Source organism: Anoxybacteroides rupiense (assembly GCF_014196195.1).
In the GTDB taxonomy this organism is placed as follows: domain Bacteria; phylum Bacillota; class Bacilli; order Bacillales; family Anoxybacillaceae; genus Anoxybacteroides; species Anoxybacteroides rupiense.
The window spans coordinates 132480-159312 of sequence record NZ_JACIDF010000006.1 but is presented as its reverse complement, the minus strand read 5'-3'; the positions used below and the strand labels follow the sequence as shown (position 1 = coordinate 159312).

The window sequence follows — 26833 nt, the reverse complement described above, 5'->3', positions numbered from 1 at the left end:
TTTTCCCATCTATCATTTCATAACGTACACTTCACGAAATCGATTATCGTTCCATTTCAATCATAAATTTATAGCGGTCGGCTCGATACACCGACTTCACGACCTCAAGCGGCTGACCGTTTTCTAAATAGCTGTTGCGCTGGATCAGTAGCACGGGGGCCCCTTCTTTAATTTGCAAAAGATCGGCCTCAACTTTTCGAGCCACAGATGCTTCTAATATTTGTGTAGCGGATCGAATCGTCAGTAACTGTTTCTGTTCAATAAATTCATAAAAGGAACCGCTTACAATTTCTTCTGTTAAATGAGGAACGAGCGAACATGGAACATAGGCGATCTCCAAGGCAATCGGCAGCTGATCAGCAAGGCGAAGGCGTCTGATTTCGTAGACTTCTTCTCCTTCCGAAACATGAAGCTGTCCTGCTAATGAAGAGCTCGCCGGAATGGTACTAAAGCTTAATACCTTTGTGCCCGGTTCCATTCCTCTTGCCCGCATATCCTCTGAAAAGCTGGTAAGTCCTTTTAGCGGCTGCTCAATTTTTTTCGTCGCCACAAACGTTCCTTTGCCGCGTTGTCTCACTAAATAGCCATCATTCACTAGATTGTTGATTGCCTGCCGAACTGTCATTCGGCTAATGTCATATCGTTCTGACCATTCCCGTTCAGAGGGAATCATTTCTCCTGGTTGCAGTTGTCCTTTTTCAATCATTTCTTTAATTCCCTGTTCAAGCTGATAGTAAATCGGAAGCGGCGAATGTTTATTAATCATTGTGCATACACCTTTCTCTGTTCTTCACTAACTAAAGCGAGCGCTTTTTGATCAGCCATGATGGTGACATTGTCATGTGTTTTCAAAATGGAGGCCGGGATCGCTGGTGTTACTTCTGTTTCTAATAAATGAGATAAGATCGTGGCTTTTTCCTCTCCTGATGCTAATAAAAGAATTTGCTTGCTCTTCATAATGGTCGCTATTCCCATTGTAATCGCATGGGTTGGCACTTCTTCTATGGAAGAGAAAAAGCGCGCATTGGCTTTTCGGGTTGATTCAGCTAGCCTCACTACATGAGTAGTAGAATCAAATGAAGTGCCGGGTTCATTAAAGCCGATATGACCGTTTTGGCCAATCCCCACGATTTGTAAATCTATTCCTCCTACTGCTTGGATCATCTCCTCATAACGCTGGCATTCTGCTTCGACATCCTCCGCAAGCCCATTCGGAATATGCGTCTGCGATGACGGGATGTCAATGAAATGGAAAAAATGATGATTCATATAGTACCGGTAGCTGTTAGGATGATCGCCATCCAGTCCGATATATTCATCTAAATTCACCGTATGAACATGGCGATAGGTTGTTTGGTGATTTCGATAATCTTCCACAAGCGCTGCATAAGTTCCAAGCATCGTTCCTCCAGTGGCTAGTCCGAGCACTGAATGCGGATTGATTCGCACTTGATGGATGATCCACTCCGCTGCTTTTTGGCTCATCTCTTTGTAGTCGCGTACTTCAATGATTTTCACTGCGCAACACCTCCTGTTTGGCATAGGCTAGCCTTCCCCGGCAAAAAGTCAGGATAACCTCCCGTTCTTGATTCAGCACGACTATATCAGCATCTTTACCGGGGAGAATGCTTCCTTTTCGATCAAGAATGCCTAATTGTCTAGCAGGGTTCCAGCTCGCCATGCGGATCGCTTCTTCAAGCGAACACCGGGTAAATTCCATTATATTTTTCACAGCATCCTTTAATTTGAGTATGCTTCCTGCAAGCGTCCCGTCTTTTAATGTAGCTTGTTTTCCCCGAACGGTGACTTGCTGACCTCCCAGATCATACTGCCCTTCACCGAGACATTTGGCGCGCATTGCATCGGTAATCGCAATCAATCCCTCGCTTCCTTTGTTGCGATAAGCAAAGCGAACCATTTCAGGTGCTACATGAATGCCGTCTGCGATAATTTCACATAATACTTCCTCATGCATCAACACCGCGCCGACCACCCCAGGTTCTCGATGATGCAGTCCGCGCATACCGTTAAATAAATGCGTAGCCTGTGTCACCCCGGCTTGAATGGCTTCTTTCACTTCGGCATAAACCGCATCAGAATGGCCAATGGAGGCAATCACTCCTGTCTCCTTTAAATATGCAGTAAGAGACAGCCCGTTTTCTTCCTCTGGCGCCAGTGTGACAAGACGGATATGTCCATTGGCTTCCTTCTGCCATTTTTTGAAGAGTTCAATATCCGGCTTGATGATATTGCGGGGATGCTGGGCACCCGCCCGCTTTGGCGAAAGAAAAGGCCCCTCTAAGTGAATTCCGAGCACCTCTGCTTCTCCGGGCCGATTGTCATGTGCCATATAGTTCGCTACATTTTTCACCGCTTTTTCAATCTCGCTGGAAGCTGCGGTCATCGTGGTTGCTAGAAAGCTAGTGGTTCCCTCCTTTGGCAATACGGAGGCCATTGTTTGTAAAGCTTTTACTGTGGCATCCATCACATCAGCACCAGCAGCACCGTGAATATGAAGATCGATAAAACCAGGAAGCACACAATCATGAATGCTTAATTCAATTTCCTTAGCATTGGATGGCGGAGGGGTTGGGCCGACGTAGGCTATTTTGCCATTTTCAATTAATAAATATCCTCGTTGAATCTGTTCGTTTTCCGCATAGATCGTCGCATTTTTTAGTAAAAACTGATCCATTCTCGCACCCCTTCTTTCCTTAAGGTCATCTTAACATTATATTATATAGTTGTCTATACCAATTTGATATTTTTATAGATATGTATGAGGACATTGATTCGCTATCAACAAACGAATCTGGCCGTCTTCATAGGCATGGAAATAGCGCAAATAAAATAAAAAGGCTAATATGTTAACCATCCTTCATTGTTTGTGATGGGTTTCGCATCAGATGGGCTTAAACTTGGTGAACAAGGAACATAGCCGAGTGCGGACGAGAATCGAACAAGGGACGTTCTGAGCGGACGAACGAGATCCATTGACGTTTGTCAATAATCTAGAAGGAGGCTAATGCTAGCCCCCTTTACCTTTAACCCGCTTTCGTTGTTTCTTTGTTCCCTTGCTGCAGCTGATACATATGATAATAGATTCCCTCTTTTTTCATTAGCTCTTCATGCGTTCCGCGTTCAACAATCATCCCGCGATCTAGCACGAGAATTTGATCCGCATTTTTAATGGTTGACAAACGGTGAGCAATAATAAATGTTGTCCGTCCTTGTTTTAAAACTTCCAGCGCTTTTTGAATCGTCGCCTCCGTTTCTGTATCGATGTTGGCCGTCGCTTCGTCCAGTACTAGAATAGCCGGATCAAACGCCAACGCCCGTGCAAACGAAATCAGCTGTCTCTGTCCCGATGACAAGGTGCTGCCTCTTTCCACGACTGGTTCATCAAATCCATTTGGCAAATTTTCCAATAGTTGATCGGCTCCAATCTCTCGAAGGGCCTGTTCTATTTTCTGTCGGGAAATAGCAGGATCATTTAAACCGACATTTGAAGCAATCGTTCCTGTAAATAAAAACGCATCCTGCAACACGATCGCCATATGTTTTCGAAGCAGCTGTTTCGGGATGGTTTTTATATCCTTCCCATCAATGAAAATCTGTCCCTTTTCGATGTCATAAAAACGGAACAGCAAATTCATGATCGAGCTTTTTCCTGACCCAGTGTGGCCGACAAGTGCAATAGTTTCGCCCGGCTTAGCAGAAAAAGAAATGTCTTTTAGCACATATTCCCCTTCTTTATATCCAAAAAACACATGTTCAAATACGACATTTCCCTGATAGCGAGGCATCTCTCCATCATATACCTCTTCCCCTTCTTCATCAAGAAGCGTAAAAATACGATGAGCTGCTACTCTTGACTGCTCTAGGTTGGCCAATTGATTGACCATTTCTGTAATGGGCTGGAATAAGCGATTCAAATAATCAACAAACGCATAGAGAAGGCCGAGTGAAATCGCTTGGTGATTGAATGAATCGTGGCCAAAATGCCAAATTAATGCGACAAAGGCAAGATTGCGCAGCACCCCTACTAAATTGTGGGAGGTGAGCGAATTTAAGTTTAGAAGCTTGTTTTGATACACAAAATATTCGCGATTGAGTGTTTCAAATTCCCGTTCAGTTTCTTTTTGTCTGCGAAACGCTTGAATAATCGGCATGCCTTGAATAGACTCATTGACCATTGCATTAATGTCACTTAGCCGTGAACGAATAATATGGTTATAGCGAGACGCATATTGGCGGTAAATTTTCATCCAGACGGCTAAAATCGGAATAAGAATGAGGCATAGAAGCGCTAAGCGCACATCTAACAGAAACAAGGCAATAAAAATTCCTGTCATGTAAATAGTGCTTGTAAAAAAAGTAGCCAGCACCGTCACATACAATTCACGAATGGCTTCGGTATCATTCGTGATGCGGGCAACAACTTTTCCGACAGGCAGGCGGTCGAAATAGCGAATTGGCAGGCGTTGGATATGAGCGAACAAATCCTTGCGCATCGTTTGAATAATGCGATTAGCCGCCATTTGCAGACAGTAGCGCTGTCCATACTGAAACACTGTTGCCGCCAATAACAAAGAAAAATAAAGTGCCAAAAGATAAATAATCGACCGAATTTCCGGCTGATAAAAACGGAACAGCTCGCTGTTCGACAGTTTTTCAATCGGATATACGGCTTTTTGCTCACCATGTTGAATCATTAACATCCCATTTTGAATCGATCGTTTGCCATCAAATGTGATCGCGCGGTCTACAAAATAATAATCGCGGCCAATTTGTAGCAAACGCACTTCTTTGCCTTTTGCTTCTCCTTGAGCGAAATCGTCGCTTCGTTTATACCATTTTCCATTATAAAAAACCGCTTGATCGTCATTTTTATCAGCCTCATACCATGGAGATTCAATTCCTAAAATGTGTTGATCAATAATTTTTTTAGCAATCAACGGACCCGTTAATTCGGCGGCCACTGAAATCGCCAGCATGAACAAGGCCGCCACAATGATTTTTTTGTACCGAAACGCATAGGCGATTAGCCGTTTACCTGTATTCATAAAAACACCCCGCTGTTTTCTGGATCCTTTGCTGCTTGCTGACGAATAAATTGTTCTTTATACCAGCCATTTTGTTCTAATAGCTGCTCATGTGTGCCTTCCTCGATGATTCTTCCATTTTCCAAAACAAGAATCCAATCCGCGTGCTGAATGGCTGATAAGCGATGGGTTACAATGATATTTGTTTTGCCGGTGCGCTCGCGCCGAATATTTTCAATAATAGCTGCTTCTGTTTTGGCATCGACGGCTGAAAGTGCATCATCCAAAATTAAAATCTCCGGATTGAGTAACAGCGCACGAGCGATGGAAATCCGCTGCTTTTGTCCTCCAGATAGCGCGATTCCCTTCTCTCCTACTAATGTATCAAGCCCCTGCGGCAGCAGCTGAATATCATTATGGAGTGCAGCCAATTCAATCACACGCTGCAATTCTTCACTGTCCGCATCCTTTCGGCCAAATAAAATATTTTCTTTTACTGTTTTCGAAAATAAAATATGGTCTTGTGGAACATATCCGATCCAGCTTTGAATGACTTCCATTGGAATACGTTCAATCGGCACACCGGAAATCGTTATGCTTCCTGCTCCCAATGGATATTGCCGCAGCAGCTGTTTCATAAGCGTCGTTTTTCCGCTTCCTGTTCGCCCGACGATTCCCAGCGTTTGCCCTCGTTGGAGCGAAAAAGATATATGTTGTAAATGCGGAATGGTTGCTGACGGATAACGGAACGTTACTTGTTGAAATTCAATTGTTTCTGGCTTTTCGAGTAAGACCGGCTGCGGGTGGTTTTGAACATCTGGAAGATAGGCAAGCGTTTCATTGACGCGATCAAGCGAAGCATTGCCTCGCTGCATAATGTTAATGAGTTCGCCAATGGCAAACATCGGCCAAATCAGCATTCCTAGATATACATTAAAGGAAACTAATTCTCCTAACGTCATTTCTTTATGAAAGACTAAATACGATCCATATCCGATGCCGATTAAATAGCTCAGGCCGACCAGCACTTTAATGGTAGGATCAAATAATGAATCAATACGGGCAACCTCCATATTTTTTTGATATACCTCTTCGGTTAGTCGCTTAAATCGTGCCTCATCTTCTTTTTCCTGCACATAAGCGCGAATGACACGAACACCGGAAATGGATTCGAGTACATAGTCGTTCATATCGCCAAAAGCATCTTGAGCTTTTGTAAAGCGTTCGTGGATTTTTTTTCCGTATACGTTCATCGCCACTGCCATCACTGGAAGCGGCAACAAAGCCGCCAAAGTCAGCTTCCAGCTAATGAGCCCCCCCATTGTCAATAAAATAACAAGCATAAATACACTTGAATCCACGAGAGTTAAGATGCCGAATCCGGCTGTCATCGATATCGCTCTTAGATCATTTGTCGCTCTTGCCATTAAGTCTCCTGTACGGTTTTTCTCGTAAAAGGTCGGTGTCATGGAAAGCAAGTGCTTCATAAATCGGGAACGCAAGCTTCTTTCAAGCAAAAACGCACCGCCAAACAGCTGATACATCCATATATAGTTGATGCTGTAAATCACGCCTGCTAACCCTAACAATAAAGCTAGGTACTTGAGCAGCTGGCTTTTATCTAAACCGTTCACATACATATCATCAATCGCGATTCCGATGATCCTGGGCGGAATCATTTCTAACATTCCGCCCACTACTAAAAGCACAATCGCAATCGTGTATCGTTTCCAATGCTGTTTAAAAAACGCTTGAAGTTTCCATAATACTGAAAACACTCCAAATCATCCCCTTTCACTGTTTGTTTACATCTAACCGCTGTTGATCTCTCTCGCTTGTAATGCCAGCATCATCCATTTCATTTCCATTTTTGTATTCCTCCTTTAAGTCACTTAGTTGATGATCAAACAAATATTAAAATCTCGGATATATACCGCATTTACGATCCATCATTTCTTCTTCAATCTTCTTGACTAATTGCTCATGTTCAATCTCTTCGATTGTCCACTTTCTTCGTTGAATCGTAATGGTTACAAACAACAGATGAACCATCATTCTTTCCCACCTCCTTTCATAAAAAAGCCGCATGGAAAAAGAGTATCCAGCGGCTTCAAAAAAGCAAAAAAGCCGCGGGAATAGCGTCATCCCACGGCTTTATATCTACATAAAAAGCCGCAGGAAAAAACGATCTCCTTCCCTGCGGCATTCCTTCTTCAGTTAAAAAATGATAGCCATAACAGAATCGGAAGGTTGAATCGTTCGCACATATTCATTTTTAGATGCTACAGCTTTCATCATGTTAGTCATTGTGTTCATCCTCCTTCCGAAATCATGTTACAAAGTAAATTATATCCAAAGATAACTAAGTTGTAAACCTTTTTCTGCAAAATCATTCGTAAGAAAAATAAGCTCTACGTTTTCTATACATATCCAACCAGCGAAAGATGCCCGCCATACCATGTGCCTGAAGACTGAAACGCTCCCCATGATCCTCTCCCACCCACACTCTGTTAATAGGTGGGAGACGGATCATGTTGAAAACTTTCAATCTATAGCCTTCGTTGTTGATGATTCCGCCCTAACTATTGCTCATTCGGCAGTTTTGACATTTCCGCCAATTTTTCCTCAATTCGATTTAATTGCGCTTTGCGTTTTTTGACGGAATAAACAAACAAAGCCACTCCTGCGATAAGCAAAGCCGGCATCACGATCACGAACAATTGAAAAATGCTATCACCAATATGCATGATTCCCATCCTTTTTTCATTTTTTATCATTATACCTTCATTTGGATGGATAAATAAAGGTAGTCCTCCATTCATTCTACTCTAAAGTAGTTGAAAACGAAGGATGACGCTATCGATCACGCTAGTTACATCACTTTCCCTTCTCTGGATACTAGCACGCTCTTTTTTTCTTTCTTACTATAAATATTAAACAAAATGCCACCAAATACGAATAACGCTCCAATTATATGGGTCCATGTCAAGCGTTCATGGAACACGATTGTTCCCATCACAGCTGCCGATATAGGCATCACGTTAATAAAAATGGAGGCGGTTGACGCGCCTACCTTTTGGATACCGTTATACCACCAAACAAAGCTAATAGCAGAAACAATGACCGCAACATATAACACACTAATCCATACTTCCCAATTGCTCGCTTTTATCGCGGTGAAAGAAGTATAGTACAAAGCGAAAGGAAATAAGAAAAGCGTTCCGAATCCCGTTGCATACGTCGTTGCCGCTAAAGGGCTATATTTTTTCATCACCACCTTCCCGATCACAGAATATATGCTCCAACTGAGACAGGCGCCTACTAAAACAAAATCAATCGGAGAGAGCCCAAGCTTTACAATAACGGATAGCTGCCCGTTTGTGATAATATATAAAGCTCCGATGAGCGCCATAACCATACCTAATATGCTTTTAGCGTTGATTTTTTCCTTTAAAAACAGGCCCGAAAAGAGCGTAATCAACGGAGCATTCACCGCAATAACGAGAGAGCTTTTGACAATCGGCGCATATTTAGTCGCAATAAAAAAACAAACGTTATATAGAAAAATACCTGTAAGGCCAAGCAGTGCAAACATCCCCCAGTCTTTTTTGGTAGGAACCTTTGCTTGCTGTTCCCTCCAACGCATGAGCGGAAAAAGAATCAGGCTGGCCCCAAAAAAGCGGAAAAAAGCAACTGAAACAGGATGCAGGCTGACCGTCGCTATTTTCCCCGCAATGAAAGCGCCTCCCCAAATAGCGGCTGTCAGGAAAAGCAAAATATACGTTTTTATATGATTCATTTGCACAAAAAATCCTCCCATAATCGATAAAATTTCTGATATAATCAATTCTACAAATATTTGGTCATAGGTGTTATTGATAATAATTGATGCTATTCATCAAGATTTTTGATAGGAGTTTGATTGCAATGAATATCAATTATTTGCAAACGTTTCGCGAAGCCGCAAAGTGGAACAGTTTTACCAAAGCTGGGGAAGTGCTAGGTTATGCTCAATCAAGCGTCACCACACAAATCAAAAAATTGGAAGAAGAATTTGGGGTCATTTTGTTTGAACGTTGGAGCGGCAGAATCAAATTGACACCCGCTGGAAAGGAATTGTTAGAATATGCTAATAAAATGATCCATCTGCTTGATGAAGCAAGACAAAGCCTTTCTGAGCAAGCAGAACTGGCTGGAAGCTTATCGATTGGCACTATTGAATCCATTGCAGGCTTTTATCTTCCTCCATATTTGCAAGCATTTAAAAATAAGTATCCGCGAGTGAATTTACTCCTCCAGCAAGGAGTATGCCAATATTTAGTTAAAGGTATAAAAGAAGGAAAATACGATTTAGCTATTATTCTTGATCAAAAACAAGAAGATCCAGATTTACATTTTATTATTATCAAAGAAGAACCATTAGTGCTAGTCGCAAAGCCTGATCATCCTTTCGTCCAACGGGATCATATCTATATGAGAGATTTGGAAAATGAAAAGCTCATTGTGACAGAGCAAGGCTGCAGCTACCGTGAAATGATTGAAAATTTATATCGTCGCCATGCAGTACGGCTTGAATTAACCATTGAATTAGGGAGTATTGAAGCAATTAAACGATGTGTGGCTTATGGGCTTGGAATCGCGTTTTTACCGCTCATGGCGGTAAAGGAAGAAATCGCAAACGGAAAATTAATGCTCCTTCCCCTTTCCGACATAAAGCCTAAACTTTATTTGCAGTTGGTGTATCACCAAAAGAAGTGGCTATCGCAATCAATGAAACAATTAATCCATCTTCTTTTAGAATAGAAGAAAAAATGCCGTGAGATTGATTGGTTCCTTTTTGTGAATTCAATTAGGCATCAGCCCATGCCAGGCTAGTGGCTTCCTTTAGCCAAAGAAATTTCTAGACTGGATCTTTCACACATTCGCCGAGAAGTCGCTTACCGCTAATCGAAGTGGAGGCGGGGAGGTTCATTCACTCACAGAAAAAGTCCCTGCTATTTGGGCAGGGACTACTTTTGCTATTTCTGCAACATATTTTGTGCCAATCGATGCAACATCAAAAAAACTTGTGCTCGTGTCACGGGTTCCTCTCGTCGATCCTGTGTCACCACTCCGTGTTGCTTCAAAAATTCAAACGCTGCATCGACCGCTTTGTCATACGCTGTTTTTTCAGGTGCTGGCTTTGGCTCCTCCTGTTTTTGCTGTGTTGCTTTCCTTTTCAAGCCAAATGCTTTCGCAATCCCTTCGACATGGCCATGTGCCACTTGTAAAAGGAATGGTTCTGATTTCAATTTGGCCGCATCGTTCGCATTATCAATGAACAGGTTTTCTGTGAGCAATGCCGGCATCTTCGTTTCGCGCAGTACCGCGTAGTTCGCTCGCTTTTTACCGCGATCCTGCACGCCGGCGATCGCTTTCATGATCTCGCTGTGGATCGTGTTCTGATACGCAATGGTCGACGGGCTCACATTGCCATTGTAAATGTAGGACTCAAATCCTGTTCCACTGCCGGCATTGATGTGAACGGATAAGAAAAAATCGGCATCCGCCCTGTTCGCGATGGCCGCACGCTCCGACAACTCCACGAAACGGTCATCCGTCCGCGTGTAGATGATGCTGACCCCTTCGTATTCAGCGAGTAAATCCCCGATCTTTTTGACAATATTTAACGTCAGATTTTTTTCCTGTAGACCGTTCCCTACAGCCCCGCTATCCGTTCCACCATGCCCTGCATCAAGTACGATTTTCACCATTATTGATCATCCCCTTTCTCGAGAGTATATGGATCGACACCATTGATGTAACACCGTACCTTATATACTCGATTCTTTGCATGAATACACCTGCATCAAAAATTTCCGTTTCAAAAGTAACATATGCAACACCCAGGACAAGGGCAACGGCGGATATGCATCTATTCGATAATTTGGGTGCTTGCGAAATACAGATCCCCCCATATCACCTAAAATATAATTCCTGTCGATAGAATCGGTCGTGATGCTCATCATTTTATAGTATTATAAATTTAGGTTAAATTAGAAATCATTTTCAGTGTCTATGAGGAGGAGCCATATGAAAACGGAAAAAGAGAAAATGTTAAGCGGTGAATTATATATGGCGGCTGATCCCGAACTAACGGCGGAGCGGGAGCGCGCCCGTCGATTGACCAGATTGTTTAATCAAACATTGGAAACCGAGCATCAAAAACGGACTTCCTTATTGAAAGAACTTTTTGGTTCAACAGGAAAAAATCTCTTCATTGAACCTCCTTTTCGTTGTGATTATGGGTATAACATTCATGTCGGTGAAAATTTTTTCGCCAATTTTGATTGTGTTTTTTTGGATGTATGTGAGATAAAAATTGGCGATAACTGCCTAATCGCTCCAGGTGTCCATATTTATACTGCTACCCATCCGTTAGACCCTTTGGAAAGAAACTCCGGTGCCGAATACGGAAAGCCCGTCAGCATTGGCCATAATGTGTGGATCGGCGGCAGAGCAGTCATTAATCCTGGCGTAACAATAGGAAACAATGTTGTCATCGCTTCTGGAGCCGTCGTCACAAAGGATATCCCGGACAATGTTGTAGTAGGAGGAAATCCGGCTCGAATCATCAAAACAATCAGTCATTTAAAAGCATAAAACAGTCTAATTGATATTTATTGAATGAGACGGCTCTATAGGGGATTGAGCGTTATATCGATCCCCTATTGACGTGCGTCCGTGACAAATGACTGTCGATCAATGCGTTTTTTCGCTTAAAAGGCCAGCTTGATCTTTGGTATCATGCTAGTTTTGAGTATCTGCTTCATGATGGTTCACCCTTCAAAGTTGTATTTTTTGCCATCACTCACCACAGCTCTGCCATATACGCCCGCAATTGTGAAACGGTATCCCCAATAGAATGGTGAATGACAAGATCGAAAAGATGGTCCATTCTCGTTGCTGTTTTATTAATTATAGCCTTATATGTACGAGGAGATTCGGAAGTGACATAAAACGGAATGTGATTGACAGGCGTTACTTCAAGACTTGTGCCCATCGCCAGCAAGACGTCGCTTTCTGCTGCTGCGGCAAATGCTTCATCGATTCTTGGTACGATTCCGCCAAATAGAACCACATCAGGCTTTAGAATTTCACCACATCCCTTTTGTTGGCAACCAGGAACGTCTTGTGAATTTATAAACGATAAATCGTACTTTTGGCTACAGATAGGACATGTGGCCGTTTGCAAGGTTCCGTGCAATTCGATCACATTCGTGCTTCCTGCTTTTGTGTGGAGCCCATCGATGTTCTGCGTTAAAATCGTCACTTTTTTCCCAGCAGCTTCTAACGCTTGAAGAAAGATATGCCCTTTATTAGGCAAGAACGTGCCCATCATTTTTAATGAAAACATTCGTTTAAAGCGATGCCAAAAATCAACAGGGTGGGAAGTGAAATAGTGCTCCGACAAGTAATATTCGACATTGTCTTCTTGCGCATAAATTCCATTTTGGCCGCGAAAATCTGGAATGCCTGACTCCGTGCTCATTCCTGCTCCTGTCAAAACCGCGATTGTTTTCGCGCGTGCTAGTTGTTCAGCTAATTCTTTATATTCCTCCATTGATTTCTCCCCTTTCAACAAAATAGCCCCTCAAAAATCGAGGAGCTTGGATATCTTCATTCTATGCTCTTTCTCGCACGCCCGCAACTCATCATGAGCGGTCAACAAACTTAACGCAAAACCATCATGGCGTTTTCCACCGTTTATGTTAGAATATAAATTGCTGCGTTTTCTTTCAGCTGCACGATATGTTGTAAAAGGAGAAGGAGAGAAATGAATGTACGAACAATGGCCATTAACGGTATTTTAGCTGCCGTGTATATTATCGTTACAATGCTGATTCAGCCATTTGGCTTTACAAATGTGCAATTTCGCGTATCAGAAATCTTAAATCACTTCATTGTGTTTCATAAGAAATATTTCTTTGGAATTATATTAGGTGTCTTTTTGGCGAATTTCTTTTTTTCCCCTTTAGGCATGTATGATCTTGTTTTTGGAGTTGGACAATCGGTCATCGCTTTATTAATAACCATTGTGATCACGCGTTACGTCGAAAATCTATGGGCTCGTATGGCTGTTAATACTCTCATTTTTACGTTGACTATGTTTATCATTGCTTGGGAGCTGAAGCTGGCATTAGACTTACCGTTTCTTTTGACGTGGCTGACAACGGCCGCTGGCGAGCTGGTTACGATGGCGATTGGCGCTCCGATTATGTACGGCATTCATCGCCGAGTTCGATTGGATCGATTAATGGAAAAATGAGGCGGCAATCTTGCCGCTATTTTTTATTTTTTCTTATTTATTATTGATTATTTAGAACATAGTTTTATTTAAATTTAGTTGATGTAAAATGATTAGAAAATGAGCGGTCGAAAATACATACTTTTCAAAATTAAACAACTTTACTTCTTTATCATATTATCACTTTACTAAACTAAAAAGATCGGTTATGATGAAAAATGAAATCCTTTACTTTATTGATTCATCTAGACGTTGCACATAAGGAGGCAATATAAATGGCAGCAAAAAAATGGGGATTATGGGTGTTGACCGCCTTTGTTATCGGAAACATGATCGGCGGCGGTATTTTTATGATCCCAGCGAATCTTGCGCAAGTATCTAGCCCTGTCGGATCCGTATTGGCATGGATCACAACAGGGCTTGGAGTTTGGATGATCACGCTCGTATTTGGCAATTTAATCACAAGAAAACCGGAGCTAAAAGCTGGACCACAGAGCTATGCGCAGGCCTTGTTTTCTTCCCTGCAAATGGGGAAAGTAGCCGGCTACAGCATGGCTTGGGGATATTGGGCAGCAAACTGGGCAGCAACGGCATCCGTCATTATTTCGTTTGCTGGTTATTTGAGCACTTTTTTTCCAATCATGCAAAGCAAGCAAACTTTATTAACCATCGGTTCCTTTTCCTTGGAAACAGGAAAAGGACTTACATTTATGATTTGCACTGGTGTATTGTGGGGAATTCATTGGATTCTCGCAGGAGATTTTCAAAAGGCTGGAAAAATAAACATCTTCACAACCGGAGCGAAAGTGATTGGTTTCCTCCTTTATATTATCGGTACGCTATGGGTGTTTCATGCAGCAAATGTAGACAGCCTTTCTTTTATAAATGAAAAAGGACAGACGGTTTCTGTGCCGTCCCAACTTAATGGAGCGGCTATTACCATGCTTTGGGCTTTTATCGGCATTGAATCAGCCGTTATGCTCTCAAACCGCGCCCAATCTCCAAAGGATGTTAAGAAAGCGACATTCCTTGGCCTGATCATTTCCGTCTTGATTTATATTGGAATTACATTACTAACAATGGGAGTTCTTTCCCAAGAGGAATTAAGAGAATCGCAAAAGCCGCTTGTTGATGCCCTTTATTCCGTTCTTGGAAACAGCGGTGCTTATATGATGGCGATTTTAGCGCTGATTTCCCTTTTCGGATCGACAGTCGGCTGGATTGTAGTAAGTTCAGAAGTTCCATATCAAGCAGCAAAAGAAGCGCTATTCCCTCGCTTTTTTGGGAAAACCAATCAAAACGGAAGCCCTGTGCGTTCGTTGCTCATAACTAATGTAATGACACAAATTTTTCTATTTTCCACTATCTCAGGAACGATGAACGAAGCGTACAATTTTGCGATTGTCGTAGCGACCTTAGCTTATCTCGTTCCGTATCTTGTCTCTGCTTTATATCAATTGAAGCTCATTATCACAGGGGAAACATATCAAAATGAAACAGCACAACGCGTACGTGACGGTTTGATTACATTGGCAGCTCTTTTCTATTCGCTTTGGGTTATTAAAACAGGAACAGCAGACTGGCACACCTTTTTCTTAGGAATCGGTTTATTTGTGGCAGGAATACTTCTATATCCGCTATTGATGAAACCAAAAAACGATCATCAAGAACGGGCAAAATTAAAAGGAGCGTAAAAGAGAATCAATATGAATGGCCCTCTTCGTGTTGTAGACGAAGTCAACATTGACTTTGTTCTACAACCATTTTAACGTCCTTCATTGGTTGTGATGTTCGGCTTGAAAACGCTTGGCAAACAAGGAACGCAGCCGAGTGAAGACGTTAATCGAACAAGAGACATTCATGAGTGGACGAACGAGGCCCGTGATGCCGGATGAAAGCGTTTGTCAATCGTCTAAGGGGGCTCAATATGAATGGCCCCCTTTTTGCTTTCGTTCCACTCTTCCCTCAGGATACCCATGCGGATGGAATCATAATAACGGCCATTATACAAACGGCACTTGCGCAGTCGCCCTTCCATTTTCATTCCTAGCTTTTCTGCACATCGGACCATGCGTTCATTTCCAGACCAAGTGGTCAAGCCGACACGCACAAGAGGCAGGGAAGCAAATAAATAATCAATCCAGATTTTTAGCGCTTCTGTCCCATAGCCACCACCCCAATAATCAGAGTCATAAATAACGATTCCTACTTCAAGCCAAAGCGATTCCCTATGCTCCCAATAGTACGATACAATACCAACGATCTTTTCACGCACTTCAATAACCATTCGTGAAGGGACCTCTTCTTTGCTCGATAGCCATGCTGTCATTCGGTTGATGTATTCTTCCTTCGTTTCAAATGAAAGTGGGAAATACGGCGCATCCCATTTTTTCCACTCGGGGTCTGCTTCACCGTAAATATAGTGCCAAAGAATGGGCAGGTCGTCTGGAAAAACGGAACGAATAACCACTTTATTTCCAGCTAGATAAACCGGAGCTTTTCGCACACCGGACATTCCTTTCCTCCTCTTCATCCTATCGCTTCGTTTCTAGCAATGCATATGATTGGTCAAGATTTTCTCAATCCACTTTGATTTTTCCTATTGAAAACCCTGTGAATAATCTCCCTCCATACGGCTCTAAGACACGATCAACTAATTCAATAACTGCTTCTTTTTGTTCGGTAAAACGCATCGAATGCATTGACAAACGCTTCATCATATTGACGCACCGATCCAATGACCGTTCACGCGCAAAACAAATTCATGAATTAGCTCAGCGAGAGTATTAGCAATGCACAACTCCTCTCCACGTTCATCGGCTCCAATAAAATCCTCCAGCGCATCAGTGATAAAATAGCGCTTTTGTTTGATTATTTCTTCAGACCACGGTTCTGGGCCATTTTGCAGTAGCTTTTGTGCTTCTTCTCTAATGACTGAAATACGGCCTCTATCGATTAGGACCACTCCTTCCGTCACCATCTTCAGTAAGCTGGGCTTCGCGTTTTTTCGATCACTTTCAAAATAATGCTGATAAGACATAAAATTGTAGGCAAATACTTCAATCGGCCATCCAAAAGCGGTGACGGATTCGCGAAAAGCAGCCGGAAGCTTCTCATCAAAGATCACAATATCCAGATCAGACGTATTAGTCGCCTCTCCTCGAACAACACTACCGCTCAAGAGCGCTCCTTGACAATCGGGAAAATATCGATGCACAAATTGCATTGCCGCTTCAAACGGAGGCAAACGTCCTTCATGTTTCATGTAGTCGAATTTCCTCCTTTCCCTATCGATTCAAATAAAATTCAGCGCCATTTTATCCAATTCTTTACGGACGTCAAGATTTCCTTCTTCTATTGCTGGAAAGACCACTCTACTTTCTATCAGCAGAACATTCCCTTGTCATCAAACATCCTTCATTTTTGCAACAAACTAGCTAATGGACATAGATGATAGAGTTCATGGCGTTTTCAGAACTTTATCCAGACGGTAGATTATGTTGCTCCATACAAAACAAACACGGCTATTGCTTTTATCCCTCATCCTTCTTAATGAAAAATCATAAACCTCCTCCGCTTACACTTAAGAGGTGGGAGATTCTCGGCGGACGATGTAAAAAGATGAAAGAAAGGGGGCGCCTATCAGCAGAAAAATCGACTGATTAGACACCCCATCCATCGTGGCTTTTTTCTTATGATTCTAATAAAAGCTGCTCTGGATCTTCAAGAAGTTCTTTCACTTTTACTAGGAAACCGACGGCTTCTTTTCCGTCGATAATGCGATGATCATATGAGAGTGCAACATACATCATCGGACGGTTTTCCATGCGCTCTTCATCAATCGCTACAGGACGAAGTTGGATTTTGTGCATTCCTAAAATACCAACTTGCGGACCATTTAAAATTGGCGTCGACATTAACGAACCGAACACACCGCCATTTGTGATGGTAAACGTGCCGCCTTGTAAGTCTTTAAGACTTAATTTGTTTTCACGCGCTTTTGTCGCTAAATGTAAAATTTCACGTTCAATCTCCGCAAAATTTTTCTTATCGGCATCACGCACCACAGGCACGACTAACCCTTCTTCGGTAGATACCGCTACCCCGATATCATAATACTTTTTCACAATGATGTCATCGCCTTGAATTTCCGCATTGAGCAGCGGATATTTTTTCAATGCGGCCACAACCGCTTTCGTGAAAAATGACATAAAGCCAAGACGCACATCGTGTTCCTGATAAAAAGCATCTTTCCGACGCTTGCGCAAATTCATGACAGCCGTCATGTCAATTTCGTTAAAGGTTGTCAGCATAGCTGCTGTATGCTGAACTTCGACAAGCCGCTTTGCAATCGTTTGGCGGCGGCGAGACATTCTCATTCGCTCGACTGGTTTCTCTGGATCCATTGCCGCACTAGGCTGCGACGGCTTGACAGCTTCAACGGCTGGCGCTGGCTGAATCGTTGGAACCGGCTGGCTTGCGTAAGCTTCTACATCTTGCTTACGTATACGGCCAAGCGGATCAACTGGCGTTACTTGAGTCAAATCGATTCCTTTTTCACGAGCCAGTTTTCTTGCCGCCGGTGAAGCAATTGGACGCTGAACAGATTTTGCTTCTCCTTCCTCAACAGAAGCAGGGGCCGATTGGGCTGCTCCCGGTTGAACAGGCTCTGCCGCTTCTGGCTGCGGCGCTGGTTCCACTGCTTGTGGCGCAGCGGCCTCTGCTCCTTCTGATACAATCGCAATCGTATCTCCTACTCTTACCGTGTCCCCTTCGTTAAACAACAATTGCGTGATGACTCCCGATTCCTCAGACATTAATTCTACGTTCACTTTATCTGTTTCTAATTCGGCAAGCGGTTCTCCTTTTTGAACGAAATCGCCTGGTTTTTTTAACCATTGAAAAATCGTTCCTTCTGTTATTGATTCTGCTAATTCTGGTACTTTGATTTCTGCCACCGTGATTATCTCCTTTCGCCCTTCTCACTTTAATATTTTTAATTTAAATATGATGAACGTATGAACGCACAAAAGCTTGATTGATAATTCTTGCTTGTTCCTTCTTATGAACGACCGGATCCCCTTCTGCTGTGCTTGAACGACGTCTCCGGCCAATATAAGAAACATGTACACCATTTGGAGCTAATGTAAGCAATCTTGGTTCAACAAAGTTCCAAGCGCCCATATTTTTTGGCTCTTCCTGTACCCATACTAGTTCTTTTAAATTCGGGAACTGCTGAATGTAAGAAGCAATTTCCTTCATTGGGAACGGATATAATTCTTCCACTCTTAAAATATGGAACCATTCCCGATCTGCAACTTCCGCCAATTTTTCTTCTAAATCGATTGCGATTTTACCTGAGCATAAAATTAATCGTTCCACTTTCGCTGGATTTTGTCCTAATCCCGGTTGTGGCAACACTGGCTGGAAGCTTCCTTCGCTCAAATCCGCTGCTCCGGATACGACCAATGGATGACGTAACAAACTTTTTGGCGACATAATTACAAGCGGACGCACTTCTTCTTTTTGTAAAACAAGTGCTTGTCGCCGCAAAATATGAAAGTATTGCGATGATTTCGTCATATTGGCAACTGTCCAGTTATTTTCTGCTGCCAATGTAAGGAAACGCTCTAACCGAGCACTTGAATGCTCAGGCCCTTGTCCTTCATACCCGTGCGGAAGAAGCATGACAAGCCCCGATTTTTGTCCCCATTTCGCTCTTCCAGACGAGATAAACTGATCGATAATGACTTGTGCTGAGTTGGAGAAGTCTCCAAATTGAGCCTCCCATATCACTAACGTTTCTGGGGCAATAACGTTATAGCCGTATTCAAAGCCAAGAACGCTCGTCTCAGATAGCGGGCTGTTATGCACCGCAAAAGAGGCCTTGCTTTCAGACAATTGATGCAATGGCGAGAATCTCTCTCCTGTTTTTTCATCATGTAAAATTAAATGGCGTTGGGCAAACGTTCCTCTTTCTGAATCTTGTCCTGATAGTCGAATCGGAATGCCTTCCTGAAGAATGGTTGCAAACGCAAGCGCCTCCGCATGAGCCCAATCGATTTTATTCTCTTGAAAAGCATGAATGCGACGTTGCAAAATCCGTTCAAGCTTATTAAATACACGAAAACCCTTTGGCCATTGTACAAGCTCGCGATTCACTTGTTCCAAAACCTCAGCTGGTACGCTTGTATGAATTTTTGGAATGCCTTTTTCCGCTACTTCCGGCGGATTCATTTCATAGTCCAGCTCTTCTTTCACATTGGCCACTTTTTGATAAGCGGATTGCAGTTTTGTTTCTACTTCTTTTCTAAAACGATTTACTTCTTCTGCCGAACAGATAATTCCAAGCTGTTCCAGACGATCTGCATAAAGCTTGCGAGCCGTCGGGTGCTTGCGAATGATTTGATACATTAATGGATTGGTCGCAGCTGGCTCATCCATCTCGTTATGACCGTGACGGCGATAGCCGATTAAATCAATCAAGAAATCTTTTTTGAATTTTTGCCGATAAATGACGGCTAAATGCGCAGCGGCCAGCACGGCTTCCGGATCATCCGCATTCACATGAACAATCGGAATTTCAAAGCCTTTTGCTAAATCGCTCGCGTATTTGGTAGAGCGAGAATCTTCGCTTTCTGTCGTAAATCCAATCATATTATTAGCGATGATATGAATCGTTCCACCTGTCTTATAGCCTCTTAATCGGCTTAAATTTAACGTTTCTGCGACGACCCCCTGACCTGGGAATGCGGCATCGCCATGAATTAAAATAGCAAGCGCTTTATTTTCATCCTGTTCAGGAAAGCCAGGCTTATTTCGAGTCTCTTGTGCAGCTCTCGTATAACCAGCCACCACTGGATTGACAAACTCTAAATGGCTTGGGTTATTGGCTAAAGTGATAACGGCACGAACCGTATTTTCTTTTTTAATTTTTCGATCAAGCCCTAAATGGTATTTCACATCTCCTGTCCATCCATATGTAATTCCGATCGATCCTTCAGATGGGATCAATTCTTTATTTGGCGCATGCTGGAATTCAGCAAAAATCATCTCATACGGCTTTCCTAGCACATGTGCCAAAACATTTAAACGACCGCGGTGGGCCATTCCAATATTAATCGATTGGATGCCTTTTTGTACAGACTCAGAAATGATTTCATCGAGCAATGGAACAAGCGTATCAACCCCTTCAATGGAGAAACGCTTTTGTCCTACAAATGTCCGATGCAAAAATTGCTCAAAAATTTCCACCTCTGTCAAACGTTTAAGAACTTCGACTCTTTTTTCGTTGGAAACGACCGGACGATACTCCCCTGATTCTACCATCCGCAAAAGCCAGTTCTTCTCTTCCTCATCCTGAACATGGCCAAATTCAAACGTAAGTTTAGATGTGTAAACTTCTTTTAAATATTCAATGGCTTCAAACGCATTTTTTATATGAGTAGGCAAATATGGACTTATAATGGAAGCTGGGATTGATAAAAGATCCTTTTTCGTCAACCCAAACTTTTGCAGATCTATTTGTGCCTTTGAACGTTGCTCTTCCGTTTCTAACGGATTGATTTTTCCATCCAAATGGCCGAAAACGCGAATATGCTCCGCCAGCTTAACAGCCTGGACGCATTTTTCCAATGCACTTGGCGAAACATAAGAGTCAACCGTTATGCTTTTTTGGTTGTCATAACGACCTGCGTCCGCCAACTCAGGCGGTCCCCAACGGTCGAACAGGCTCCTTAGCTCTTCGTCAACCAAGTTAGGATCCTGCACATACTGCTCATACATCTCCATGACGTATCCGAGATTTGGACCGTGAAATTTTTTCCATGGACTTCTGCTACTGTCACTAAGCGTGTTCATTTTTAGATAACCCTCCAGCACTGATTACGAATTCTTCCATCAACAAGCGAGACACAAAACCATTTCTTGAATTCAAATATCTACACACTTGAAATGGAAGATAAACCGATTTCATTTCCATTTTACTACGATTTAGACGAAAATCCAAATAACTTGATTTTTATTACTTTTCTAACTTTTCGTCCGTACTCATTATATAAAAAAAACATAAAAAGAGCCATGCTTATTTCTTCTTTAGAAACAAAATTTACAAACAAAATGTAATGTAAAGAAGAAAATCGCAATGGCTCCAATTGAGATAGCTGGGCTAGCTGGATTCGAACCAGCGCATCACGGAGTCAAAGTCCGTTGCCTTACCGCTTGGCTATAGCCCATTGATATAAAGGAGAACAAATTTTTATGATGATGCTATGTAATGATATGCTGGAGTGCCACTGGCATATCCACCGTGCTCAATTGTAGTATAACCAAGTTAGAATAACCGTATACAATAAAACGGGGAAGTAACAAATTGACTCCTATCGTTTTTGCTAAACTACCTATGAGTGCGCCACTATACAGATTCAGATTGACAAGTCCCTATCAATGAAAAAGCAGCAACATTTCGAGTCATCAGAAGAAATAGGGCACAAATGTTAGAAATCCGTTGTCATTTATAGCGATCAATTGATGCACGAACTTTGTCTCTAAAATGAACAGATCATGACCAATTTGGACGCCATATGGATAATGGAAAAGCCAATCACTCAACTCTCCTCTTCCTTTCGTTTATGAATGTTTGCCACTCCTATTCGTTCATGATATATACAGTAAAGACGTCCGCTTGCTAAGCAGATCAATAGACATATTCTTATAGCCGCTTAATAATAGTAAATACCAGCTTTTAAGGGAGGAAACTATTCGATGCGTTTAAAATTAAGTGTGTTAGATCAATCACCCATTTCACAAGGAATGACAGCAGAAGAGGCTCTTTCGAATACAGCAAAGCTTGCTGAGTTTGTTGAAAAACTGGGTTATGTTCGTTTTTGGGTCTCAGAACATCACGATACACAAAGTTTGGCCGGCTCCTCTCCAGAAGTTTTAATTGCTCACATCGCAGCAAAAACCAATCGCATTCGCGTCGGCTCCGGCGGCGTGATGCTGCCGCATTACAGCGCCTATAAGGTAGCGGAAAATTTTAAGGTATTAGCAGGTCTTTATCCAGACCGCATCGATTTAGGTCTAGGAAGAGCCCCAGGAGGCATGCCCCTGGCTACCATGGCTTTGCATAATGGAAGACCAAGAAATGTCGATCGCTACCCTGAGCAAATTGATGACTTACTCGGCTACTTGCATGATGATCTTGATAGCGCTCACCCCTTTTATGGGTTAAAGGCTACTCCTCATATTCAAGAATCTCCAAGCGTCTGGCTGCTAGGATCCAGTTCTGCAAGTGCCATCTTAGCCGCCCAAAAAGGATTACCGTTTGTCTTTGCACGGTTCATTAATGGAGAAGAAGGAGAGTACTATACCCAGCTTTATCATGAGCGGTTTATTCCCTCCCGCCATTTATCACAGCCATTAAGCATGGTCGCTACTTTTGTGATTTGTGGCGAAACAGAACAAGAAGCGGAACGGATCGCGTCTAGCTTAGACCTTTCTCTTTTAATGATTGAACAAGGCATGAAAGCAACAGGCACTCCAAGCCCAGAAACGGCTGCCGCCTATTCTTATAGCCCGTTCGAAATCAAACGCATAAAAGAAAACCGTAAGCGAATGATTGTTGGAACGCCAAGTCAAGTGAAGCAGCAATTAATCGATTTAAGCAAAGCATATAAGACTGATGAAATTATGCTTGTTACCATTACTTATGATTTTCAAGACAAGCTTCGATCGTTTGAGCTTATCGCCAAAGAAATGATGTCATAGCTTATGCCCGCTATTTTCTAGATGATTCATTCCCCTCGCCTTTGTTCCTGTTAACGGCGAGGGGTTTCTATTCATCATGACGGTTTGTTTGGGCGCAATCATTCACTATGGGCATTCTCTCATACTTCTCATCATACTATATAAAATATAACGTTAACATTATATTTTAATATCTATCCATCTTAATTTATCTATGAATATTTATGTATAAATTTGACGTTAACGTTAAATTTATATATAATGGCTAATTGACAGGAGGTCTATGTTCAAATGGAGGAATTATTAAAAATTGACGAAGTGGCCAAATTAAGCGGGCTTAGCAAACGAACGATTCGCTATTACGAAGAAATTGGGCTGCTGCCCCCTCCTCCCCGCAGCCAAGGAGGTACGAGACTTTATACACAGGATCATGTCGAGTTTTTGAAAAAGATCACGATAGCGAAAGAAGTGCTCGGATTTTCATTGCAGGAGTTGCACCACTTCCTTTCTCTCAGAGACACACTAGAAAATCAGCGAGCGGATTACAAAAAAGTAACCGAGCCGCGAGAGCGAAAAGAAAAATTAATAGAAATTATCCATCTTCTTGACGACCAGCTCCAAATGATCGAGGAGAAAATTCATAAAATCATGTCTGTTCAAACGGAATTAGTTACGCTTCGCGAACGGGCGCGAGCAGCGATCGTAAAGATTGATGAAGAATTATCAAAATAGTCATTTCATAAAGGGGGATCCAGTATGAAATCCGCATCTACGCCAATCGAAACAGAGGTTCAATCCCGAAGCGGCAGACTGCTCGACCAGCCAAAGGCCGTATGGGCTGTCGCCTTTGCCTGTGTCATCTCATTTATGGGATTAGGTCTTGTCGACCCGATTCTACCAGCCATTGCCAGTAAGTTGCATGCTTCTCCCAGCCAGGTTTCATTATTGTTTTCCAGCTATACATTGATTACCGGACTGGCTATGCTGATTACTGGGTTCGTTTCAAGCCGCTTAGGAACAAAATGGACATTGCTATCAGGAACTCTCTTGATTGTCATTTTTGCTGTTTGCGGCGGGCTGTCAAGTACGATTGAACAGCTTGTCGGATTCCGAGCAGGATGGGGACTTGGAAATGCCCTATTTATCGCAACGGCTTTATCAGCGATTGTTGGCTTATCTAGCGGCGGACCAGCTAAAGCCATTATTTTATATGAAGCAGCCCTTGGCCTCGGCATTTCGGTCGGACCGCTATTAGGCGGCGAATTAGGTTCGATCTCATGGAGAGGTCCTTTTTTAGGCGTTGGTGTTTTAATGGCATTGGCATTTCTGTCCATTCTCATCTTATTGCCAAAGTTGCCGAAGCCTAAAACACGCACCTCTCTAGCCGATCCCTTTAAAGCGCTGCGATATCGTTCGTTATTCACATTAGGAATTGCCGCACTCTGCTATAATTTTGGTTTTTTCACTTTAATGGCTTATACACCATTTGTTATGAATTTAAATGAGCATGGTCTCGGCTTCGTCTTCTTTGGCTGGGGACTGCTGCTCGCCATTACTTCTGTCTTCGTTGCCCCAAAGCTCCAAAACCGCTTTGGCACTGTGGGCTCTATGAGTGCGATGCTACTATGTTTCGCGCTGACGCTTTTGGTTATGGGGATTTGGACATCCTCGCAAATGACCGTAATCAGCGCTGTGGTTATCGCAGGTGCGTTTTTAGGTGTCAATAACACGCTGATGACAACGGCCGTTATGCTGGCGGCTCCAGTGGAACGATCTACTGCTTCTGCTGCCTACAGCTTTATTCGCTTTGTCTTTGGCGCAATCGGTCCATGGCTTGCTAGCAAGCTAGCGGAATGGTATAATCCGCACGTTCCTTTTTATGTTGGAGCATTGGCGGTCGCTTGTGGGGTCGCCGCTATTTTGTCAGGGCGCAGACATCTTCAGCATATCGACACAGCATCAGCTGCCCATTAAATCTAACTCCGCTTCCCCATCGCGAAGCGGGGTTTTACATTTTCATAACGAAGTGAAAAAGGAACATCGCTTATGCAAAGAGAATAAAAATAACCAAGGAGGCGAGCCTATGAACGTTGCTCAAGAATATTTGCGAGTAGTTAAGGACCGATTTATGGATATGAAAAAAACAGCTGAGAAAGCGATGGAACAGCTGTCTGACGATCAGCTTTTCCACACCTTTAATGAAGAAACCAATAGTGTAGCTGTCATTGTCAAGCATATGAGCGGAAACATGATTTCCCGCTGGACGAATTTTTTTCATTCTGACGGTGAAAAACCTAATAGAAACCGGGACGACGAATTTATAAATGAGTTCACAACCAGAGATGAGGTTTTAATATGTTGGGAAAAAGGATGGCATACTTTTTTGACTACATTAAACACCATTAGCGAAAGCGATCTGCTGCGCACGGTTACGATTCGCCATGAACCGCATTCAGTGATAGAAGCCATTGAACGGCAAATGTATCATTATTCGTACCATATCGGCCAGATTGTTTATATCGCTAAGCAATTAACATCTACAGAATGGAAAACATTAACGATTCCAAGAAAAAAAGGCTAGCACCAAAATGTCTCACTGAACAAAAAAATCATTGGAATGTGAACAGACGATGATCCCTTTTCCTGACGATCGGTCGACTCTATCTATTAAGTAAGCCATTCTAACTTATATATGCAAACATATGTAAAACAAGAAAAATACAGGATATAAGACAGATAGTAAAGGAGGAAAATCCGCTGAGGGAAAAATTATTTTTGCTGCTTGCTAATTTGTTTTGGGCGGGCAATTATGTCGTCGGAAAACAGGTGATTAAAGAAACGGGACCTTTATGGCTGACATTTATTCGCTGGGGCATTGCCTTGATCTTCCTTCTTCCGCTTACTTATCTGTTGGAGCGTCCACGTTACACCGAGGTGTTGAAACGCTGGTGGCTACCGCTGCTTGTCAACGGCATTCTCGGAATTATTGGCTATAACTTGCTCTTATATGGGGCGCTTAAATACACGTCTCCAATGAATGCGGCCATTGTCAATGCCCTTAATCCAGCCATTATCGTGATGTTCGCCTATTTTTTATTGAAGGAACGAATCACCCTAATGAACATATTTGGTTTTGCTGTTTCACTGATCGGTGTCCTCTTTATTTTAACAAAAGGACATTTACTGTTCATTTTTCAAGCAAACTACAACCTTGGTGATTTAATGATGCTGTTAGCTGGCGTGGTTTGGGCGCTTTATTCGATTATGGGAAGAAAATTAGCTGTACCGCCGATTACAGCCACAGCTTTCTCAGTGTTTTTTAGCATTGTTACGCTTCTTCCTTTTATGTTCTTTCATCCTTTTTCATTACACGAACTAAGCAAGGGCGGCAGCATCGGGATTCTTTATATTAGTCTATTTCCATCCGTCTTGTCATTTTTGTTTTGGAATGTATCGGTGAAAAAAGTAGGACCAAGCTATGCTGGCATCTACTTAAATTTTATTGCCGTTTTTACCGCACTGATCACTTTTTTATTAGGCGATTCACTTTCCATGCCACAGCTTGTCGGCGGCGGGCTTGTGCTAACAGGCGTATATTTAGCAACCGCTATTCCTAAGACAAAAGCTTCTCGTTCAACAGACGCAACCGTCTCATCTGGACATTAACAAAAGGAAAGTTCTCACGCCGCCCGGCATCAAGCTCTGTTTCGCAATCACCATGCAAAGCAGACGAATTGGATGTTACGATATGGGT

The 26833-nt window shown here is 42.6% G+C and carries 24 protein-coding genes and 1 tRNA gene; 9 read left to right on the top strand and 16 right to left on the bottom strand.

The genetic code is table 11. The features are described 5' to 3' along the window. Nucleotides 1-43 precede the first annotated feature (43 nt). The 8 genes from GGQ95_RS11745 to GGQ95_RS11710 form a co-directional block, all read right to left on the bottom strand. Complete coding sequence (locus GGQ95_RS11745; RefSeq protein WP_044742512.1) at nt 44-766, bottom strand: GntR family transcriptional regulator; 723 nt, start codon at nt 764-766, stop codon at nt 44-46. Beyond that, on the bottom strand, nt 763-1518 hold the full coding sequence (gene nagB / locus GGQ95_RS11740; RefSeq protein ID WP_183186833.1) for a glucosamine-6-phosphate deaminase: 756 nt from the start codon (nt 1516-1518) through the stop codon (nt 763-765). The genes GGQ95_RS11745 and nagB overlap by 4 nt, the downstream gene beginning before the upstream one ends. Beyond that, a complete protein-coding gene (nagA, locus tag GGQ95_RS11735; RefSeq protein ID WP_159719837.1) occupies nt 1505-2695 on the bottom strand; it encodes an N-acetylglucosamine-6-phosphate deacetylase in 1191 nt (396 codons plus the stop codon). Before nagA ends, nagB begins: the two co-directional genes overlap by 14 nt. A gap of 349 nt (nt 2696-3044) precedes the next feature. Next, a complete protein-coding gene (locus GGQ95_RS11730; protein ID WP_159719838.1) occupies nt 3045-5066 on the bottom strand; it encodes an ABC transporter ATP-binding protein in 2022 nt (673 codons plus the stop codon). Continuing rightward, on the bottom strand, nt 5063-6823 hold the full coding sequence (locus tag GGQ95_RS11725) for an ABC transporter ATP-binding protein (protein WP_159719839.1): 1761 nt from the start codon (nt 6821-6823) through the stop codon (nt 5063-5065). The genes GGQ95_RS11730 and GGQ95_RS11725 overlap by 4 nt, the downstream gene beginning before the upstream one ends. Nucleotides 6824-6959: 136 nt before the next feature. Next, nucleotides 6960-7100, bottom strand: a complete 141-nt coding sequence (locus GGQ95_RS11720) for a YrzI family small protein (RefSeq protein WP_080861200.1) — start codon at nt 7098-7100, stop codon at nt 6960-6962. A gap of 527 nt (nt 7101-7627) precedes the next feature. Then, nucleotides 7628-7792 carry a hypothetical protein gene (locus GGQ95_RS11715; RefSeq protein ID WP_183186832.1) on the bottom strand — a complete coding sequence of 55 codons (165 nt, stop codon included), beginning with the start codon at nt 7790-7792 and terminating at the stop codon, nt 7628-7630. Nucleotides 7793-7917: 125 nt separating this feature from the next. Beyond that, nucleotides 7918-8844, bottom strand: coding sequence for a DMT family transporter (locus tag GGQ95_RS11710; protein ID WP_244963711.1), 927 nt, complete (start codon nt 8842-8844; stop codon nt 7918-7920). Between the two features lie 128 nt (nt 8845-8972). On the opposite strand from GGQ95_RS11710, the gene GGQ95_RS11705 reads away from it, so the two are divergent. Then, complete coding sequence (locus GGQ95_RS11705; protein WP_183186830.1) at nt 8973-9848, top strand: LysR family transcriptional regulator; 876 nt, start codon at nt 8973-8975, stop codon at nt 9846-9848. 215 nt (nt 9849-10063) lie between these two features. Here GGQ95_RS11705 and GGQ95_RS11700 read toward each other — a convergent pair whose 3' ends face one another. After that, nucleotides 10064-10798 carry an N-acetylmuramoyl-L-alanine amidase gene (locus GGQ95_RS11700; protein ID WP_183186829.1) on the bottom strand — a complete coding sequence of 245 codons (735 nt, stop codon included), beginning with the start codon at nt 10796-10798 and terminating at the stop codon, nt 10064-10066. Nucleotides 10799-11117: 319 nt separating this feature from the next. On the opposite strand from GGQ95_RS11700, the gene maa reads away from it, so the two are divergent. After that, nucleotides 11118-11687, top strand: a complete 570-nt coding sequence (gene maa / locus GGQ95_RS11695; protein WP_183186828.1) for a maltose O-acetyltransferase — start codon at nt 11118-11120, stop codon at nt 11685-11687. Nucleotides 11688-11895: 208 nt separating this feature from the next. Here the strand turns inward: maa and GGQ95_RS11690 are convergent, their stop codons facing one another. Further along, a complete protein-coding gene (locus GGQ95_RS11690; protein WP_183186827.1) occupies nt 11896-12648 on the bottom strand; it encodes an NAD-dependent protein deacylase in 753 nt (250 codons plus the stop codon). A gap of 213 nt (nt 12649-12861) precedes the next feature. On the opposite strand from GGQ95_RS11690, the gene GGQ95_RS11685 reads away from it, so the two are divergent. Together GGQ95_RS11685 and GGQ95_RS11680 are read left to right on the top strand one after the other, a co-directional pair. Next, entirely contained in the window at nt 12862-13353 is a 492-nt protein-coding gene (locus GGQ95_RS11685; protein WP_183186826.1) for a QueT transporter family protein, read from the top strand. A 254-nt stretch (nt 13354-13607) separates the two neighbouring features. Then, nucleotides 13608-15026 (top strand): amino acid permease, encoded by a 1419-nt coding sequence (locus GGQ95_RS11680; protein WP_183186825.1) that lies wholly within the window; start codon nt 13608-13610, stop codon nt 15024-15026. A 218-nt stretch (nt 15027-15244) separates the two neighbouring features. Here GGQ95_RS11680 and GGQ95_RS11675 read toward each other — a convergent pair whose 3' ends face one another. From GGQ95_RS11675 to GGQ95_RS11655, 6 genes are all read right to left on the bottom strand, one after another. Beyond that, nucleotides 15245-15847, bottom strand: a complete 603-nt coding sequence (locus GGQ95_RS11675; RefSeq protein ID WP_183186824.1) for a GNAT family N-acetyltransferase — start codon at nt 15845-15847, stop codon at nt 15245-15247. Between the two features lie 64 nt (nt 15848-15911). After that, nucleotides 15912-16049, bottom strand: a complete 138-nt coding sequence (locus GGQ95_RS18730) for a hypothetical protein (protein ID WP_311975591.1) — start codon at nt 16047-16049, stop codon at nt 15912-15914. Beyond that, nucleotides 16049-16597 (bottom strand): nucleotidyltransferase domain-containing protein, encoded by a 549-nt coding sequence (locus GGQ95_RS11670; protein WP_311975590.1) that lies wholly within the window; start codon nt 16595-16597, stop codon nt 16049-16051. The genes GGQ95_RS18730 and GGQ95_RS11670 overlap by 1 nt, the downstream gene beginning before the upstream one ends. A gap of 427 nt (nt 16598-17024) precedes the next feature. Then, nucleotides 17025-18290, bottom strand: coding sequence for a 2-oxoglutarate dehydrogenase complex dihydrolipoyllysine-residue succinyltransferase (gene odhB, locus GGQ95_RS11665; RefSeq protein ID WP_183186823.1), 1266 nt, complete (start codon nt 18288-18290; stop codon nt 17025-17027). Between the two features lie 43 nt (nt 18291-18333). Then, entirely contained in the window at nt 18334-21192 is a 2859-nt protein-coding gene (locus tag GGQ95_RS11660; RefSeq protein WP_183186822.1) for a 2-oxoglutarate dehydrogenase E1 component, read from the bottom strand. A 302-nt stretch (nt 21193-21494) separates the two neighbouring features. Then, nucleotides 21495-21566: transfer RNA gene (locus tag GGQ95_RS11655), tRNA-Gln, on the bottom strand. Between the two features lie 529 nt (nt 21567-22095). Between GGQ95_RS11655 and GGQ95_RS11650 the strand changes: the two genes are divergently transcribed. The 5 genes from GGQ95_RS11650 (at nt 22096) to GGQ95_RS11630 (ending at nt 26745) form a co-directional block, all read left to right on the top strand. Beyond that, on the top strand, nt 22096-23100 hold the full coding sequence (locus tag GGQ95_RS11650) for an LLM class flavin-dependent oxidoreductase (protein ID WP_183186821.1): 1005 nt from the start codon (nt 22096-22098) through the stop codon (nt 23098-23100). 270 nt (nt 23101-23370) lie between these two features. Continuing rightward, entirely contained in the window at nt 23371-23811 is a 441-nt protein-coding gene (locus GGQ95_RS11645) for a MerR family transcriptional regulator (protein WP_066149766.1), read from the top strand. Between the two features lie 24 nt (nt 23812-23835). Next, nucleotides 23836-25053, top strand: a complete 1218-nt coding sequence (locus tag GGQ95_RS11640) for an MFS transporter (RefSeq protein WP_066149763.1) — start codon at nt 23836-23838, stop codon at nt 25051-25053. 109 nt (nt 25054-25162) lie between these two features. Continuing rightward, nucleotides 25163-25660: a DinB family protein gene (locus GGQ95_RS11635; protein ID WP_159719847.1), complete on the top strand. Its 498-nt coding sequence runs from the start codon at nt 25163-25165 to the stop codon at nt 25658-25660. A 176-nt stretch (nt 25661-25836) separates the two neighbouring features. Beyond that, on the top strand, nt 25837-26745 hold the full coding sequence (locus tag GGQ95_RS11630; RefSeq protein ID WP_183186876.1) for a DMT family transporter: 909 nt from the start codon (nt 25837-25839) through the stop codon (nt 26743-26745). Nucleotides 26746-26833 lie beyond the last annotated feature (88 nt).